This is a genomic window from Paenalcaligenes sp. Me131, assembly GCF_050487225.1.
GTDB lineage: Bacteria > Pseudomonadota > Gammaproteobacteria > Burkholderiales > Burkholderiaceae_B > Paenalcaligenes.
This window is the reverse complement of record NZ_JBKQGY010000005.1, coordinates 1-17,747: the sequence shown is the minus strand read 5'-3', so window position 1 is coordinate 17,747 and position 17,747 is coordinate 1. Positions and strand designations below refer to the sequence as shown.

Annotated in this window: 11 protein-coding genes; 6 read left to right on the top strand and 5 right to left on the bottom strand. The window is 49.5% G+C overall.

Annotation, left to right across the window (positions count from 1 at the left end; translation table 11 throughout):
• Positions 1 to 6: 6 nt before the first annotated feature.
• Positions 7 to 1,365, bottom strand: a complete 1,359-nt coding sequence (gene argA, locus ACLPHM_RS16425; protein ID WP_430222291.1) for an amino-acid N-acetyltransferase — start codon at positions 1,363 to 1,365, stop codon at positions 7 to 9.
• A gap of 75 nt (positions 1,366 to 1,440) precedes the next feature.
• Between argA and hrpA the strand changes: the two genes are divergently transcribed.
• Genes hrpA through ACLPHM_RS16405 form a run of 4 tightly spaced genes read left to right on the top strand, consistent with a single transcriptional unit; the run spans position 1,441 to position 10,668 of the window.
• Complete coding sequence (gene hrpA / locus ACLPHM_RS16420) at positions 1,441 to 5,229, top strand: ATP-dependent RNA helicase HrpA (RefSeq protein ID WP_430222290.1); 3,789 nt, start codon at positions 1,441 to 1,443, stop codon at positions 5,227 to 5,229.
• A gap of 32 nt (positions 5,230 to 5,261) precedes the next feature.
• Positions 5,262 to 8,741, top strand: a complete 3,480-nt coding sequence (gene dnaE, locus ACLPHM_RS16415; protein WP_430222289.1) for a DNA polymerase III subunit alpha — start codon at positions 5,262 to 5,264, stop codon at positions 8,739 to 8,741.
• A gap of 3 nt (positions 8,742 to 8,744) precedes the next feature.
• Positions 8,745 to 9,845: a glycosyltransferase family 4 protein gene (locus ACLPHM_RS16410; protein WP_430222288.1), complete on the top strand. Its 1,101-nt coding sequence runs from the start codon at positions 8,745 to 8,747 to the stop codon at positions 9,843 to 9,845.
• The gene (locus ACLPHM_RS16405; protein WP_430222287.1) at positions 9,838 to 10,668 is read left to right on the top strand and encodes a polysaccharide deacetylase family protein; all 831 of its coding nucleotides are present in this window, start codon (positions 9,838 to 9,840) and stop codon (positions 10,666 to 10,668) included. The genes ACLPHM_RS16410 and ACLPHM_RS16405 overlap by 8 nt, the downstream gene beginning before the upstream one ends.
• 10 nt (positions 10,669 to 10,678) lie before the next feature.
• Here the strand turns inward: ACLPHM_RS16405 and ACLPHM_RS16400 are convergent, their stop codons facing one another.
• From ACLPHM_RS16400 to ACLPHM_RS16390, 3 genes are read right to left on the bottom strand one after another with little or no spacing between them, the layout of a single operon-like run.
• Positions 10,679 to 10,936 (bottom strand): YkgJ family cysteine cluster protein, encoded by a 258-nt coding sequence (locus ACLPHM_RS16400; RefSeq protein ID WP_430222286.1) that lies wholly within the window; start codon positions 10,934 to 10,936, stop codon positions 10,679 to 10,681.
• On the bottom strand, positions 10,936 to 11,700 hold the full coding sequence (locus tag ACLPHM_RS16395; protein WP_430222285.1) for a YdcF family protein: 765 nt from the start codon (positions 11,698 to 11,700) through the stop codon (positions 10,936 to 10,938). Before ACLPHM_RS16395 ends, ACLPHM_RS16400 begins: the two co-directional genes overlap by 1 nt.
• On the bottom strand, positions 11,697 to 12,620 hold the full coding sequence (locus ACLPHM_RS16390) for a glycosyltransferase family 9 protein (RefSeq protein ID WP_430222284.1): 924 nt from the start codon (positions 12,618 to 12,620) through the stop codon (positions 11,697 to 11,699). The genes ACLPHM_RS16395 and ACLPHM_RS16390 overlap by 4 nt, the downstream gene beginning before the upstream one ends.
• A 158-nt stretch (positions 12,621 to 12,778) precedes the next feature.
• Here ACLPHM_RS16390 and msbA point away from each other — a divergent pair, with 158 nt between their 5' ends.
• Together msbA and ACLPHM_RS16380 are read left to right on the top strand one after the other, a co-directional pair.
• Positions 12,779 to 14,578 carry a lipid A export permease/ATP-binding protein MsbA gene (gene msbA / locus ACLPHM_RS16385; RefSeq protein ID WP_430222283.1) on the top strand — a complete coding sequence of 600 codons (1,800 nt, stop codon included), beginning with the start codon at positions 12,779 to 12,781 and terminating at the stop codon, positions 14,576 to 14,578.
• Positions 14,579 to 14,620: 42 nt separating this feature from the next.
• Positions 14,621 to 15,037: a hypothetical protein gene (locus ACLPHM_RS16380; protein ID WP_430222282.1), complete on the top strand. Its 417-nt coding sequence runs from the start codon at positions 14,621 to 14,623 to the stop codon at positions 15,035 to 15,037.
• A 9-nt stretch (positions 15,038 to 15,046) separates the two neighbouring features.
• Here the strand turns inward: ACLPHM_RS16380 and rng are convergent, their stop codons facing one another.
• Positions 15,047 to 16,510, bottom strand: coding sequence for a ribonuclease G (gene rng / locus ACLPHM_RS16375; RefSeq protein ID WP_430222281.1), 1,464 nt, complete (start codon positions 16,508 to 16,510; stop codon positions 15,047 to 15,049).
• Positions 16,511 to 17,747 lie beyond the last annotated feature (1,237 nt).

Here is a 17,747-nt window from a genome sequence, read left to right as displayed (position 1 = left end):
TCCTCGTCAAAGTTTTTTGATGAATACTAGGCTATTGCGCGAGCGGTTATACAAAGCCTGTTTTTCTTTGGGAAGATCGGATACGCCACCTTGCACAAAACCGCGCTTGATAAACCAGTGCGATGTGCGAGTGGTGAGTACGAATAGACGTTTAGCACCCATGGCGCGGGCGCGACTTTCAGCGTGGCGCAGCAAGAGCTCACCCTCGCCACTGCCTTGCCATTCCGAATGGACGATCAAACAGGCCATTTCAACCATGCCATCGTCCAGATACGGAGTGACCGACACACAACCGTAAATAATGCCATCGTGCTCAAGTACGGTGAAGCGTTCTACTTCACGTTCTACTACAGCGCGACCACGAGGCACTAAAGTACCATCGGCTTCTAACGGCTCAATTAACTGCAAGATAGAGGCCACATCATCCAACGTGGCTGGGCGCAGGTCATCCAGTGTGTCTTCTACCACCATGGTGCCTACACCATCGTGGGTAAAGATTTCTAGCAAAATACTGCCATCCAGTGGGTACGGCACGATGTGCGCACGTGCAATGCCGCGTTTAACCGCTTGAGAGGCACTGCGTAGAAAGACACTGGAGTCTTCACTTAATGCGTTGGCATTCAGCAACTGATCTGCATCAGCGCGTGCCAACTCACCATCAATAGTTTGGTCGGCGTCTAGGTTAGCCAGAGGGGCTGGTGTCAGGTAGATAAGCTTTTCTGCACGCAAAGCCACAGCAGCATTTAAGGCTACTTCTTCCATGCCCAGGTCAAACGCATCACCAGTAGGCGAGAAGCCTAAGGGCGACAGCAGTACAATGGCGCCTTGGTCCAGAATCTTACGCATGGATTCGGTATCCATTTTGCGTACAGCACCCGCGTGTTGGTAATCAATACCGTCAATCACACCAACTGGTCTAGCTGTCACAAAGTTACCGGAAATCACGCGTATTTGCGCATGGGACATAGGGGTATTAGGCAGCCCTTGGCTAAAAGCCGCTTCAATGTCCAAGCGTATTTCACCGGCCGCTTCTTTGGCACACTCTAAGGCAGCAGGGCTGGTGGGCGATGTGCCGCGACCAAAGGTGTTTTTCTCACCTTTGAGCAAGAGTTGTTCATTGACTTGTGGTCGTGATCCATGCACAAGCACCAAGCGTATGCCCAGTGCGGACAGCAAGGATAAATCGGGGATCAGCGTAGACAAAAAGTCGTCAGCGATGAGTTCTCCGCCAAAGCCGACTACAAAGGTCTTGCCACGAAAGCGGTGCACATACGGAGCGACTTCCCTGAACCAGCGTACAAACTGCGCGGGAGCGAATTCTGGTGCATCATGGGCGGAAAGGGTATCGCTGTCATTGTTGCTCATAAGCCTGCCTGAAAGGGTCAGTGATCAAAACCAAAACAAAATTATAATGAGGGACTATTTAGAGAAGCGAGTTTCATGCAAGAGCCTGTAGACGTTGCGGGAAAGCCAACATTTCCCCTAGTAATTGAGTACCCAGAAGAGTTGCCGGTTAGTGCCCGCCGCGAGGAAATCGCGCGTGCCATACAAAAGCATCAAGTGGTTATTGTAAGCGGTGAAACCGGTTCAGGGAAAACCACGCAGCTACCAAAAATCTGTCTAGAGCTGGGACGCGGCCATAAAAAAATGATAGGCCATACCCAGCCGCGCCGTTTAGCGGCGACTTCAGTGGCCCAGCGTATTGCAGAGGAGCTGAATACCGAGATAGGCGAGTGGGTTGGTTACCAAATTCGTTTTGCCGATCGTAGTGGCCCAAACTCAGCCATTAAGCTGATGACGGATGGTATTTTGCTGGCGGAAAGCCAGCGTGATCCTTTGCTGCGCCGCTACGATACCCTGATTATCGATGAGGCGCACGAGCGCAGTTTGAATATCGATTTTTTACTGGGGTTTTTGAAGCAGTTGTTGCAACGACGCAAAGATCTAAAACTGATCATCACGTCAGCAACGATTGATGCCGAAAAATTCGCCGAACACTTCGCCATTAATGGTGAGCCTGCGCCTGTTATCGAGGTGTCAGGGCGATTGTACCCAGTCGAGGTGCTGTACCGTCCGGTGCTACAAGATAAGAAAACCGAAGAAGGTAGCAAGGACAAAGAGAAAGACGATGAGCGTGACTTAAATGACGCCATTGTCGATGCGGTGAACGAATGCAGTCGCTATGGCGAAGGCGATATTTTGGTGTTCTTGCCCGGTGAGCGAGAAATTCGCGATGCAGCAGAAAGTCTGCGTAAGGCGCAATTGCGTGGTACCGAAATTTTGCCCTTGTACGCACGATTAAGTAATGCCGAACAAAGCCGTATTTTCCATCCCCAAGGTAACGCACGCCGGGTGGTGTTAGCGACCAACGTGGCCGAAACCTCGCTAACCGTACCGGGCATACGCTATGTGGTTGATAGTGGCCTAGCGCGTATCAAACGCTACTCGTGGCGTAATAAAGTAGAGCAGTTACGCATTGAGCCTATTAGCCAAGCCTCGGCAAATCAGCGCGCAGGTAGGTGTGGACGTATAGGCCCAGGTGTGTGTATTCGCCTCTATGCGGAACAAGACTATGCCCAACGCCCGGCCTTTGGCGACCCAGAAATTCTGCGTTCGTCCTTAGCAGGGGTGATTTTGCGTATGAAGGTGCTGAAGCTGGATGATGTTGAGCACTTTCCTTTTGTGGATAAACCTACGGGTAGGGCTATTGCCGATGGCTATCAGCTCTTGCACGAGTTGGGGGCGTTAGATGATGAGCGTCACTTAACCAAAGTAGGTAAGTCGCTGGCGCATTTGCCGGTGGATCCACGCGTGGCACGCATGATTTTGGCGGCGCAAGACCAGCAGTGCCTACACGAAATGCTGATCATTGCTTCGGGGTTATCGGTACAAGACCCGCGCGAACGCCCCATGAACGATAGGGAAGGGGCAGAGCGCGCGCACCAGCGTTTTGTGGATGCACAGTCCGAGTTCATGTCTTTCCTGAAAATGTGGGAATGGTATGGCGAGCAGGTGAGAAGCCGCTTGTCGCAGCGCAAACTCAGCAAGGCGCTTAAGGATCAATTCTTGTCGCCCATGCGTTTTAGAGAATGGCGCGAAGTGCACAAACAATTGTTGAACTTGGTTCGCGAAGCCGAGTGGCGATTAAATACCGAGCCAGCAACCTACGAACAAATTCACTGCGCCTTATTAACGGGGTTGGTGGCGAACGTAGGCTATAAGGCAGAAGAGGGTGCAATTTACCAAGGTACACGCGATATACGCTTTGTGCTGCACCCCGGCTCTACGTTAGGTAAAAAGGCTGGACGTTGGGTGTTAGCAGGCGAACTGGTAGAAACCACACGTTTGTTTGCTCGTTGTTTGGCGCGTATAGAGCCACAGTGGATTGAGAAAGTTGCGGATCATTTACTGAAAAAGCTGTGGTCTGACCCACGCTGGGATAAACGCAGTGGCCGAGTTGTGGCCAATGAGCGAGCGACGTTGTATGGCTTACAAATCTACAATGGTAGACGTGTGCACTATGGCCGTATTAATCCGGAAGAGTCTCGCGAAATATTTATTCGTGATGCCTTAGTGGCCGGGGAAATCCAATCTACCTTGCCCTTTTTGCGCCATAACAAGCAACAGGTGCAAGCGATCGAAAAGCTGGAGCATCAAGCAAGACGCCCCGATATCTTGGTGGACGACAGCTTAATTCAAGCTTTTTATGAGCGCCATATTCCAGCGCATATACACCAGACTGCCACACTAGAGAAATGGTACAAGGGGCTGGATAAACAGCAAGCGGCCGCTTTATTGCTGAATCGTGATGAACTGATGCGTCACGACGCAGCAGGGATCACTACCGATGTTTTTCCGCGTAGCGTCACGTGGGAAGGCGTGACGATGGCGTTGGATTACCACTTTGAGCCAGGCTCATTGCGCGATGGCGTCACCATGACTGTGCCGGTGTTTCAGTTAAACCGTCTGCACAACCAGCGTTGTGAATGGTTGGTGCCGGGCATGTTGAAGGAAAAGGTACAGTGGTTGCTGCGTTCATTGCCACAACGCATGCGCCGGCATTGTGTGCCCATACCTGAATACGCTGAGGGCTTTCATGAGCGGTGGTTTGAGCAAGCACAAGACCCCAAAATGTCGCTGATTCAGGCGTTGATTGATGACGTGTGGCAGGAGCGTAGACAGCGCTTGCAATCCACCGACTTTAAATCGGAAACACTGCCGGCTCACTTGTTCATGAATTTCAAAGTAGTGGATGAGCATGGGCGCATGCTGGCGGGTGGTAGAAATCTGGATAAGCTCAAAGCTGAGCACGGCAAAAAAGCCCAAGAGTCCTTCCAGCGTTTAGCAGCAGAAGACACCGAAGTTGCCAAAGCCTTAGATCACGAGAAAATTACAGAGTGGTCATTTGGTGAGTTGCCAGAGCTGCTAGAAATACGCAGAAACCAGCGTAGTGTAGTGGGTTATCCCGCGTTGATAGATCAAGGCGAGTACTGTGAGCTAGATGTATTTGACGAGCCAGAGCAAGCGATGCGCCAACACCGCGCCGGTTTGCGTAGGCTATTTAGAATTGCGTTGCGTGAGCCGTTGAAATTTCAGGAAAAAAACATTCCTGATCTCACCAAGATGAGCATGTTGTTCATGCCCTTGGGCACGCAAAATGTGTTGCGTGATCAAATTCTGGATGCGGCCATTGATAGCGTATGTTTGATGGACCCCTTGCCCGTGAATGCTGAGCAGTTCGCGGCGCGTGTGGAACAAGCGCGGCCACGCCTAGGATTGATTGTGCGCGAGATCGCTAGACAAAGCTTGGCCGTACTCACCGAGTGGACGGCATTGCAGCGCAAAATCGTAGGCATTAAGAGTCATACCCAAACGTATGAAGACATGCAAGCGCACCAATCTCGTTTGATGCATAAGGCCTTTATCAGCGACAATAGCCCTCAGCGGTTAGCGCACTTTACGCGCTACCTGAAAGCAGCACAGGTGCGTATAGATAAGTTACGTACTGATCCTGCGCGTGATGCGCGTTGGATGGCGGAATTACTACCGTTGCAAACAAAGTTTTTGCGTGCGGTTGCGGCGGCTAAAGGGACGGAAGACCAGCAGTTGGACGAGTTTCGTTGGATGCTGGAAGAGTTGCGAGTCTCCCTGTTTGCGCAGGAATTACGCACTCCTATGCCTATTTCCGCTAAGCGTTTGGAAAAAGCATGGGCAGCCATGCAGCGCTAAATACGAATTGAATACAGGTTGGCACTATAACGATGACGAGTTTTCCTTTTGTGCATTTACGTAGTCACTCCGAGTTTTCGGTGGTGGATGGTATTGCACGTATACCAAACCTGGTATCTAGAGCAGTGGCTTCTGAGCAGCCTGCTATGGCGCTTACCGACTTATGTAACTTGTTTGGGTTGATCAAGTTCTATAAAGAGGCACGCAAAAAAGGTATCAAGGCGATTGCTGGTTCTGATTTGTGGGTGGAAAACGAGCACGACCGAGAAAAACCCTTCCGTCTGTTAGTGTTGGTGATGAATCATCAAGGCTATTTGGATTTGTGTGATCTGCTGACCAAAGCATGGTTGGAAAACCAATATAAAGGGCGTGGCGAAGTACGTCGTGAATGGTTAGAGAACCAACAAAACCTGATTTTGTTGTCTGGCGGACGCATGGGCGATATTGGTCAGGCGATTGATGCGGGTAATGCCGATTTGGCGCGTGAGTATGCCAACTTCTGGGCAGAGCATTATCCCAATCGTTTCTACATTGAACTGCAACGCGCTGGCCACGAAGGCGATGACGCCTATGTGCATGCTGCGTGTGGTTTGGCAGCGGAGCTCACACTCCCTGTAGTGGCTACACACCCCATTCAGTTCATGGAGCCAGAAGACTTCCGTGCACATGAAGTACGAGTGTGTATTGCCGAAGGTGAGCAGTTGGCGAACCCTCGCCGCGTAAAACGCTTCACTACTGAGCAGTACTTTTTAGATTCTGAGGCGATGTACAGCAAGTTTGCTGACATCCCTTCAGCGTTGGCGAACACTATAGAGATTGCTAAGCGTTGTAACTTGACGCTGACTTTGGGTAAAGCATGCTTGCCCGACTTCCCCACACCAGATGGTATGAGTCTGGATGACTTCTTGGTGCAAGAAGCCATAGCGGGGCTGGATGTGCGCATGAAGCAGTTGTATCCCAACGAGGAGGAGCGCAATGCGCAGTACCCTGAATACCGTAAGCGCTTGGATTGGGAGTGCAACACCATCGTGACGATGGGGTTCCCGGGTTACTTCCTAATCGTGGCGGACTTTATTAACTGGGGTAAAAATAACGGCGTGCCTGTAGGGCCGGGCCGTGGTTCTGGTGCGGGTTCGTTGGTGGCCTACAGTTTGGGTATTACTGATCTGGACCCCTTGCGTTATGACTTACTGTTCGAGCGATTCCTGAATCCAGAACGTGTATCCATGCCTGACTTTGATATCGACTTTTGCCAGGATAATCGCGAGCGAGTCATTGATTACGTTAAGCAAAAATACGGTCCACAGGCGGTAAGTCAGATTGCGACCTTTGGTACCTTGGGTGCGAAGGCGGTGGTGCGTGACGTGGGGCGTGTGTTAGAGCTGCCCTACAGTATGTGTGATGGCTTATCTAAGCTGATTCCTTTTAGCCCGGCTGACCCATGGACGTTGTCGCGCGCCTTGTCCGACGAACCAGCGTTCAAAGATCGTTACGAAAACGATGAAGAAGTACGGGCACTGATTGACTTGGCTAAACCGCTAGAAGGTTTGACGCGAAGTGTGGGGATGCACGCGGGGGGCGTATTGATTGCTCCGGGTAAACTGGTGGATTTCTGCCCGTTGTACCGACAGCCTGGCATTGATACCAATGCGGTATCCCAATACGATAAAGACGACGTTGAACAAGCTGGCTTGGTGAAGTTTGACTTCTTGGGCCTACGCAATTTGACCATTTTGGACTGGGCTGAAAAGTACGTACGTGCTTTTAACCCTTCCAGAACCGATTTCAATTTAATGTCCCTGTCCTTAGACGACCCAGATGCATACCGCATCTTGTGCGAGGGCAATACTACCGCCGTGTTCCAGCTGGAATCGCGCGGGATGAAAGAGTTACTGCGCAGTTTGCGCCCGAGTAACTTTGAAGACATTATCGCGATGTTGGCGCTGTATCGTCCCGGCCCGTTAGAGTCTGGGATGGTGGTGGACTTTGTGAACCGTAAGCACGGTAGGGCAGAAGTAGATTACTTCCACCCTGATCTGGAAGCTGTACTGACCAGCACCTATGGGGTGATTGTGTATCAGGAACAGGTGATGCTGATTTCACAGATCATCGGTGGGTACTCGCTGGGCGGCGCTGACTTGCTGCGTCGTGCAATGGGTAAGAAAAAACCCGAAGAGATGGCCAAGCACCGTGAGATTTTTGAAAAAGGTGCTGTAGCGAAGGGCTACGACGGTGATCTCGCGGTGAAGCTGTTTGACCTGATGGAGAAATTCGCAGGCTACGGTTTTAACAAGAGTCACTCGGCAGCCTATGCGCTGATCGCGTATCACACCGCTTGGTTGAAAGCGCACCATCCTGCTGAGTTTTTGGCGGCGACCATGTTGTCCGATATGGACGATACCGACAAAGTACAGATTTTCTGGCAAGACGCGCTTGCCAATGGCATCGAGGTGTTGCCGCCAGACATTAACGCATCTAATTACCGCTTCGAGCCAGTACGAGATCGTTACACCAAAGAAGGCAAACCGCCGCGCACGATTCGATATGGTTTGGGTGCAGTCAAAGGTACGGGCCAATCAGCGGTGGAGTCTATTGTTGAGGCACGTAAAGCAGGCGGTAATTTTACGAGCTTGTTTGATTTCTGCCGCAGGGTAGACCGACAGGTGGTGAATAAACGCACCATCGAAGCGTTGATTCGTGCTGGTGCTTTTGACAGCGTAGAGGAAAACCGTGCTGCGCTACTAACCTCGCTGGGGCACGCGGTAGAAGCGGCAGAACAAGTGGCACGCAATGCGAACCAAGCTAGCCTCTTTGATGACAGCGGTACCGATGAAATTGTAGAAAGCGAATTGGCGCGTGTGCGTCCATGGGATCTACAAACCAAACTGCGCGAAGAAAAAACGGCGATTGGTTTTTATTTCAGCGCTCACTTGTTTGACGCGTGGCGTGATGAGGTACGACGCTTTGCTCCTCGCCCATTGGCCAAACTGGAGCCGTCACGTTCACCGCAATGGTTTGCGGGGGTATTAGCTTCGGTGCGTGTGCGCATGACTCGTAGAGGGAAAATGCTCTATGCCTTATTGGATGATGGTTCTGCGCAAGTGGAAGTGTCTATCTTTAATGAGGTGTTCGAGGCGAACAAGCAGCATCTACGCGAAGACCAACTGGTGATCATTCAAGGCAAAGTAAGTCACGATGATTACACAGGCGGGTTGCGTGTCACGGCGGACGAGATTCTTAGCTTGCAGGGCGCGCGCGAGGCAAGGGCACGTAGCCTAAGTTTGGTGTTGCGCGACAATCAAGATGTACAGCGCTTACGCCAAGTGTTGAATCCTTTTAGGGCAGAACCCGAGAATAATATCCCGGGTGTGTGGGTAGATGTACAGATACATAATCCCGACTACTCTTGTACCGTGCGTTTAGGGGAAGAATGGCGTGTACGTTTGGCGGATGCTATGTTTGTGCAAATTGCCGATTGGCTTGGTGAAGAGGCCATGGAGATAGAGTACTAAATCATGCGTAAATTAAGCATTTTGTTTGCTGAAGCAGCCACCAGTTATGGTGGTCAAGAACGCTATGTACATCGCTTGATGCTAGAGCTTCGTGGTAAAGGCCACACGGTGGAAATGCTGTGCCAGCCTCAGGCCCAATTGCGTCAACTGTTGGAGCAAGATGGGTTTGTGGTGCATACCGTCCGAATGAAAAAAGGCATGGATTTTTGGCGTAACCTGTTTCGTCTGCGTAAGTTTTTTAAAACACATCGCTACGATGTGGTGAATACGGCCAGTCGCATTGATAGCGTGCAAGTAGGTATTCCAGCGAGGTTGGCTGGGATACCGTTGGTGGTACGCAGTCGACACTTGGCCAGACCGATCGGGTCGTTGCTCACCTATAAATGGATTCCCCACCGCTTAATTACGGTGAGCGAATTTGTACGCAAGCAGATTACAGACCGAGGCATAGATCCCGATCACGTAGACATTGCACCGCCTGCGGTGAATCTCCCCGACCCCTTACCACCACAGAAGTTGCGTGCAGAGCTAGGGCTACAAGCGGATGATGTAATCGTAGGAAGTATTGCCGTACTGCGTAAGCCTAAAGGCATGGATACGCTGATTGAAGCGATGAAGCCTTTACTGGAGGCTAATAGCAAGGCGCATTTAGTGATTGTGGGCGACGGTGGGGAAATGCAGCGTTTGCAAGAGCAAGCCAAGCAATCAGGCATAACTTCGCAAGTACACTTTCTGGGAACTCGCAACGATGTGGCTGAGTTGATTGGTGATTTTGATGTGTTCGCGTTAGCAACGCATATAGAAGCATCTGGTACGGCGTTTGCTGAAGCCGCTGCAGCACGTATCCCTGTCGTGGGGACTGATGTGGGTGGAGTATCAGAAATGATGGTGCCTGGTAAAAGTGGTTTTGTGGTGCCGTTTGGTGATACACCGGCCTTAACCAATGCAATTGCACAATTGCTGGATAATCCAGAGTTGCGTCAGAAAATGGGCGAAATTGGTTATCAATACGGCATTGTAGAAAATCGATTCACCTTAAAAGCGCTGTGCGATCAAACAGAGCGCAGTTATTACCGTTGGTTGGAGCAACTACAACATGTTTAAGTCTTCAGTCCCTGTGTTGATGTACCACCACGTACGCCCCGGTGGTGGCATGATTGGTTGCACCCCAGAAAATTTCGAAGACCAACTACGTTGGCTACAAAAAGAGGGCTACAAATCACTGACTCTGGATGAGTTTGCTCAGCATCTAGACGGTAAGGATCAAGGTAAAGCAGTACTGATTACTTTTGATGATGGCTACTTGGATAACTGGGTGTATGCATTTCCACTACTACAGAAATACCAGTTTAAGGCCACCATATTTTTGGTGACTTCGTGGTTGCATCATGGTCCTATGCGTCCTGTCATGGGGCAAGACAATGTGCCAAACTGCCCCGAGCATCGAGAGTGCGAAGAGCTGATTGATGCAGGCCGTAGTGATGAGGTGATTGCTCGCTGGAGCGAAGTAGAAGCAATGCGCGAAAGTGGCCTGATTGAGTTTCATAGCCACACCCATACGCACACGCGTTGGGACTTAATGCCTGCAGAAGACAAAAATGATCGTATGCAGTGGGAACTAGAGCAATCTCGTTTGTGCTTACAAAACGAACTAGGTGAAGTCTCTCAGCACTTGTGCTGGCCACAAGGTTACTTTGATGAAGACTACATTGCCATTGCTCAGAAAAATGGCTTTAGTCATCTGTACACAACCATGGCGTTTGGTAGAAATACCTCAGATACTGATAGCGCTCGCATCCACAGGTTTGCGGTACGTAATCGCCCCGCTAAAACTTTGGCAAAACGTATACGCGCCAGTCACCATCCGTTGATAGCACCAGTATTTAATAATTGGAAATTGCTGAGCAGAAAGCTGAAAAAACGCTAATATCAGAGGTTCAAGAGGGAAGTGTCAGGCGCTCTAAGGTGCTAATCCACATCAGCGCGGCTTCCCTTGAGTTACCGCACATTTCTTCAGAGGGCTGTAGGCCCGCACAACAGCTAGGACGTTCTGGCTGACCAAAAATCTTGCAGCGTAATTGATCATCTAACTGTATACAGGGTATGCCGGCTGGTTTGCCTTGCGGCATACCTGGTATAGGGCTGCTAATAGAGGGGGCGGTACAGCACGCCCCACACTGTGGTCTGCACTGCATTAAATCCAGCCTCTAGCCCAATAGACGATCAAGCCAACGTACTCTTTGATAATAGAGCGGCTGGCGTGTAGCGTGCGCCAAGAAGGTATCCAAAGATCCACGTCACTGTGTTCGGGCAGTAGGATTTGCGGGGCTACCGGGGCAGGAATCACCTCAATGCCTCGGTTCTCAAATGTTGCCATCGAGCGTGGCATGTGCAGTGACGATGTCACCAGCAAGACCTTGGTGATGCCATTAGTACGCAGCTTGTTAATGCTGAAAAGGGCATTCTCACGGGTATTCTGGCTTTCGCGTTCTAGCAAGATTTTTTTACTAGGCACATGTAATTGCTCTAACGAACGAGCCATCATTTGTGCTTCGCTCATGCCGCCATCAAAGGCAGCCCCCGACACAATGATTTGTGGTGCTTTACCTGCCGCATAGAGTGCAGCGGCATAGTCCACGCGCGACAGTGTGTTGTTGGGGTCTAACTCTTCAAACCAGTTCTTACGGTTATTGGCCGTGTGTCCCCCCAACACAATAATGGCTTGTGCATCAGGGATTTTTTCTAAGGCTTGGTGGGGATAGCGTTGTTCTAAATACCCTCCCGACCATAAGGTCACGCCTGGTAAGGACCAGCCCACCACCCATGCCACTGCCGTTAAGGTTAATAGGGCGGCGAGTTTGCGCCATCTAATCAGGAAAAACAACAGAGCTACGACGAGTAGGGCGCCGGCTAGGTTTACTGGAATAACGAGTTGGGGAAGCCAGGAGGTCAGGTTCATACTACGACTTTCTCGTGTGCGTTTAATAATGCTTGGCTTGCTTGCACTACTTCATCCAAAGTAGGCCATTTGCCTTGTTCACCCAGCGTATGGGCAACGGGAGACCATGGGCCCGTGCGAGAAGGAGATGTCACACCAAATAGACTGAGCTGTTGAGCGCCCACAGCGGCGGCTAAGTGGGAGACGCCAGAATCATTACACACCACAAGGGCGGCATGTTGGCACAGTGCTGCAAAACTATCTAATGGTAAAGCAGGCAGGATAGGAATGGTAGGGGCTTGTTGATGTGCAGCGTCCACTTCATTGGCGGGTGGGCACATCACAATAGGTAATCCTAAGGGGATGAGTGCCGCATACAACTGTTCATAAGAGGCCCAGGTTTTAATTTGGCCCTTATGTATGCCTTTAGCTGTAGGGGCGAGCAATACAAAGCGACCAGACTCTAGCCCCGATTCGTGCATTGTTTGTAAGCACAGGGCTTCGGCGTCGGGGCGTAGTTGTAATGCTAAGGTCCTAGCGGGCTGCTCGGGTAAGGTGATCTGCCACTGTTGGCAGGCGCGGCGCGCTAAGTTATACCAGAACTCTACCGCATGCATGGGGGCTTCGGGTTTGTGTTCAGGCCATTTTAGTAAGATGGCACGGCCTTCATCGCGGTAACCTGCACAGCGTAGTCCAGCGAGTTTGAAGACCAAAGCGCTAGATAATGAGTCAGGTAGAATGAGGCCATATGCTGCCGAGTGGCCATGTTGCTGACGGAATTGGCGTACCCGAGTCGCATCAGCAACGGTTTTGCCTTCCATAATCACTATGCCTTCTAACTGCGGGGCATAGGCAGACAATAAATTTTTAGCCCACGGGCGAGCACACACTACAATTCGTGCACGCTGTTGCAGCAGTGCATGCAGTATGGGTAAGCACATGAGGCAGTCCCCCACCCAATTGGGCATCCGTAGGTAAATAACAGGGGGTTCAGTAGTGGTGGAAACAGGCATACAAACAGCATCAAGTCATGGGTTGAGTACTGGGTGCATATCAGCGTTAAAATGCACGCAGACTCTTAGTATAAAGTGAGCCACAGTTGAAGACACAAAAACTATCATCGGATCTTAAAAAGCAGTTATTTGATGCCGACGTTTGGCCGCGTATTTATAGGCGCGTAGCCCCATACTGGAAACTCACCGTTGTAGCACTGATCTTGGTGGTAATTGTTGCCGCTACTAAACCTGTGCTGGCCCTGATTATGGAGCCGCTGCTGGATGAAGGTTTTTCTGGTGTTAAGCCTCATTATGTGTGGAGTATCCCGCTCGTCATTGTGATACTGATGTTGGTGCGTGGTATTGCGTCATTTGGGAGTGATTATTTATTGGCGCTGATTGCTAATAATATGCTGCGCACCATGCGTGCAGATATGTTTTCCAAATTGCTAACCTTGCCTGACTCGTACTTTAAGCGTGGTGACACGGGCAGGTTGTTAAATCGCTTCACTATTGATGCCAATACGATGGCTACGGTAGCCACCGAAGTTATTACGGTATTAGTGCGTGAAAGTATTGCGATCGTAGCGTTGATTGCCGTGCTGCTCTATATGTCGTGGCAGCTCACTCTGATCGTGTTCATTATGCTGCCCATCTCGTTTATCACGGCCCGTATCGTGGCGTTGCGTTTGAAGAAAATCAACCGTGACACCATCAATATGAACGCCGAGATGGTGCGAGTAGTAAGTGAAACGATTGAAGGTGAGCGTGTTGTTAAGCTGTTTGATGGCTATGAGCACGAAACTGAGCGCTTTGTGTACGTGAACGGCAGACTGCGTAGGTTTGCAATGCGTGCCGCTACCGCTAACTCCGCTTTGTCACCCATTACTCAGTTTTTTATCTCATTAGCCGTTGCTGGTGTAGTGGCAATGGCGTTGTATCAGTCGTCTGTGGACGGTTTAACCGTAGGTAGTTTTGCTGCCTTTTTGGGCGCGTTAGCTCAGTTGTTTGACCCTATTCGTCGTATCACGGGTATGGCCGGGACTACGCAGCGCATGTTGGTGGCAGCAGAAAGTGTGTTCTCGCTGATTGATGCTGAGATAGAGCCAGAGGGGTCTAAAACCACATTACCTACTCCAGTGAAAGGCAATGTGGAATACCGTCAGGTGACACACGCCTTTGATGGTTCGGATAACCCTGTGGTAAGTAACCTAAGCTTTAGCGCTAAATCGGGTCAAACTATTGCGTTAGTCGGGCGTTCAGGCAGTGGTAAAACCACCTTGGCAAACATGTTGCCACGTTTTATTGTGCCAGACAGCGGTCAGGTATTGATTGATGGCATTGATATCCAAGATATAGATTTGCGCGCATTGCGAGCTCAGATTTCTATGGTTAGCCAAGATGTAGTGTTGTTCGAGGGAAGTATCCGTGACAACGTTGCCTATGGTGGCTACTCAGGGAAAACAGACGAAGAGGTATGGGCGGCTTTAGAAGCAGCGAGTTTGGCGGATTTCGTACGCTCTTTGCCTGAAGGCCTCAATGCCCCAGTAGGTGAAAAAGCCAATATGTTGTCGGGTGGTCAGCGTCAGCGCTTAGCCATTGCTAGAGCATTGATTAAAGATAGTCCTATTTTGATTTTGGACGAAGCAACTTCCGCTTTGGATAATGAGTCTGAATGGCAGATTCAGAATGCACTAGATAAGCTGATGGAAAATCGTACGACGTTGGTGATTGCTCATAGGCTCACAACCATCCAAAATGCCAACTCAATTTTGGTATTGGAAAAAGGCCAAATTGCAGAGCAAGGTACACATCAAGAGTTGCTGGATTTAGGTGGTATGTATGCCTCGCTCTATAACATGGAGTTCACCGAGAAAACGGACGGTGAGCAACAACTCTCGTAAGACCAAATAAACCGCAGAGAACTTCTAGAAAGGAAAGCAGGTATGAAAGTGTTGGGGAAAATCGTGGCATTGGCCGCAGTGGGGTTGGCTGGTTGTGTAGCAACTGCACCAGCGAATCAAGATCAGTCCACATTGCGCCAAGAGCAGTATCAGCGAGATAGCTATCGCTTCTACGGCACTCTGGCTGAAGTTCAGCAAAACCTATTTGCAAACCAACGTCTTTGTGGTTCAGAGTTTGAGTGGTCGTTGGATCCATATCAAATTCATTATGCGACCGTCGTGTATAAGCCTACGCCAGGCTTAGAAACCAAAGAAAGTATCTTGTTTGATTTGACGTCGTACGGCACAGGCTATGTAGAAGCCACGGTTTACAGTTATTTCACGATGTCGGGCAAAGAAGCAACAAGGGCCTTGCGCATCTTGCAAGACCCTAAAGTGTGCTGGGGCGCAGAAGGTTAAGTTGTGCGATTAGAACAGTATGATGTCGTACTGTTCTTGAGCGTGTTGGGGGTCTACTTCCAGGGAAATAGGTTTACCGATGAAGTCCCCCGTTTGTGCTAAGTGTTCACTTTCTTCTTCTAGAAATAAATCCACAACCTCTTGTGAAGCTAGAACCCTAAACTCTTTGGGATTGAACTGTCTGGCTTCACGTAGTACTTCACGTAAAATGTCATAACAAATAGTACGCGAGGTTTTTACGCTACCGCGTGATTGGCAAGTAGGGCAGGGCTCACACAGCAAATTATTCAGGGATTCTCGGGTGCGTTTGCGTGTCATCTCAACCAAACCAAGTTGGCTGAAATTGCTGACAGTGATACGGGTACGGTCTTTGCTCAGTGCTGTTTGCAATTCGTTTAATACGCTTTGGCGGTGTTCATCGTTATCCATATCGATGAAGTCCAGCACAATAATGCCACCCAAGTTTCTTAATCGCAGTTGACGAGCAATGGCGCCTGCGGCTTCTAGGTTGGTTTTGAAAATTGTGTCACCAAAGTTGCGACCGCCTACATAGCCGCCTGTATTCACGTCTACCGTAGTCAGTGCTTCGGTTTGGTCAATAATTAAATAGCCACCCGATTTCAGATCCACACGTCTAGATAGAGCGCGAGAAATTTCTTCATCTACGTGTACGGTGTCGAAAAGGGGGCGGGTGCCGGTATAGAGTTGAATCCTATCTAACACCGAAGGCGTATAAATCTCAGCCCACTCTTTCATTTGTTGAGTGGCGGTGCGCGAATCCACAATAATGTTGTGCGTTTCTGGCGTAACCATATCGCGCAACACGCGTTGGGTAAGATCTAAATCGGTATATAGCGTAGATGGGCAGGGTTGTGTACGTAAACGCTGCTGGATAATGCTCCACAGTTTTCGTAAGTACTCGCAGTCAGCACGCAACTCTTCATCGCTGGCCTGTTCCGCTTGCGTGCGAACAATGAAACCGCCTTTTTCATCGGGGCTATTTAGTGCTTCGATTTTTTCCCTAAGCGAAATGCGTAGCGCTTCGTTCTCTATACGTTGTGACACACCGATATGCGGGTCAAAAGGTAAATAGACCAACATACGGCCCGCAATACTAACCTGTGTAGAAACACGAGCGCCTTTTGTGCCTAGTGGGTCTTTGGTTACCTGAACAATTAACGACTGTCCCTCAAACAGTAGTTTTTCTATGGGGGTGGGGTTACTGCCGTTTAAGCGCTCAGTCCGGTTTTGGCGTAAATCTGAAATGTGTACGAATGCCGCGCGTTCTTGCCCTATATCTATAAATGCACTTTGCATACCCGGCAGCACGCGAGCTACTTTGCCTAGATAAATATTACCTACGAAGCCACGTTGGATACTACGTTCTATGTGCAGTTCTTGCACAGCCCCTTGCTCTACGACGACCGCACGAGTTTCAAAGGGGGTAATGTTGATCAGAATGTCTTCAGGCATGTTGGTAGTGACTAAGTTGCAATCAACCCAGTGTAGGGCGAAGTTTAGGAAGGTGCTAGTGCTCTATTCTATATAGTAAGAACACTAAGAGCCTCTTGAGTCCGTAGAAATATTTCAGAAAATTTCTGAGAGATAGCTCTGGCTAAGCTGAGCCTGTGTGTTTTGTTATATAGATGGGGCTTGTGGACTCTCTTATATAGAGCTGTTCATATGAGAGTGGAAAAAAACATGCTTTATAGAGGATGAGCGAATCGCTCCGAATGTTATAGGTAGTTTGCTGCTTCAGAAGAACCCTGTTGTTCGTGGTGTGCCTGCGAAAGTTTCGCGACCTGACATGCTTTGATTATGTTGTTGGTGCCGAGGGACGAGCATACCTATATAGAGAGTACGGGGGGAGTGCAGTTATTTACTAGTGACAAGAGAGTTCACTTAGTTGATGGTGCGTGTGGAGTAGATAAGCAAAGATGGCTTTGCTTTCCTAAAGAACTATTACTGCAGTTATTTTTGGCTAGAGCACAGCGGTGCGCAGTGTGCTCTATATGAGAGGCGGTTAGCTGGCAAGAAACGGCCATGCCTATAGTGTGCTTGCAGAGACTAGCTGCTTAGGTGCTGTTGCCAATAAGGAAAACAGCTAAGCGTGTTCATAGGGCAAGTCAGCATAGCCATGCAAAATATGCTCCTACTTTAGAAAGTGATGTTGGTTAGTAGTTGGGTGGTGGCTAGATGAACTACCACCATACTCCTATATAGATAGTCATGAGCGGATTGCAGCTCATAATAGGTCTGAGCTTTTCCCAATAGCTTGGAGGTATCGTGTTAATGATAGATCTTCTGCAGAAGTCATAGGTATATAAGAGGGGAAGAGGAGAGTGTTCTATGATTTGCTCATTAATGTGAGTAGTCATGATCAGAGCGATGCGCATCTACTAGCTCTATAGAACACACTTGTGGTTCTAGGGGTATCAATCGAAGAGATGTTAGGTGTGGCATGTACAGATGGCTACTGTTAGTTAGTTAGTTAGTTAGTTAGTTAGTTAGTTAGTTAGTTAGTTAGTTAGTTAGTTAGTTAGTTAGTTAGTTAGTTAGTTAGTTAGTTAGTTAGTTAGTTAGAGGTAGGTAGGTAGGTAGGTAGGTAGGTAGGTAGGTAGGTAGGTAGGTAGGTAGGTAGGTAGGTAGGTAGGTAGGTAGGTAGGTAGGTAGGTAGGTAGGTAGGTAGGTAGGTAGGTAGGTAGGTAGG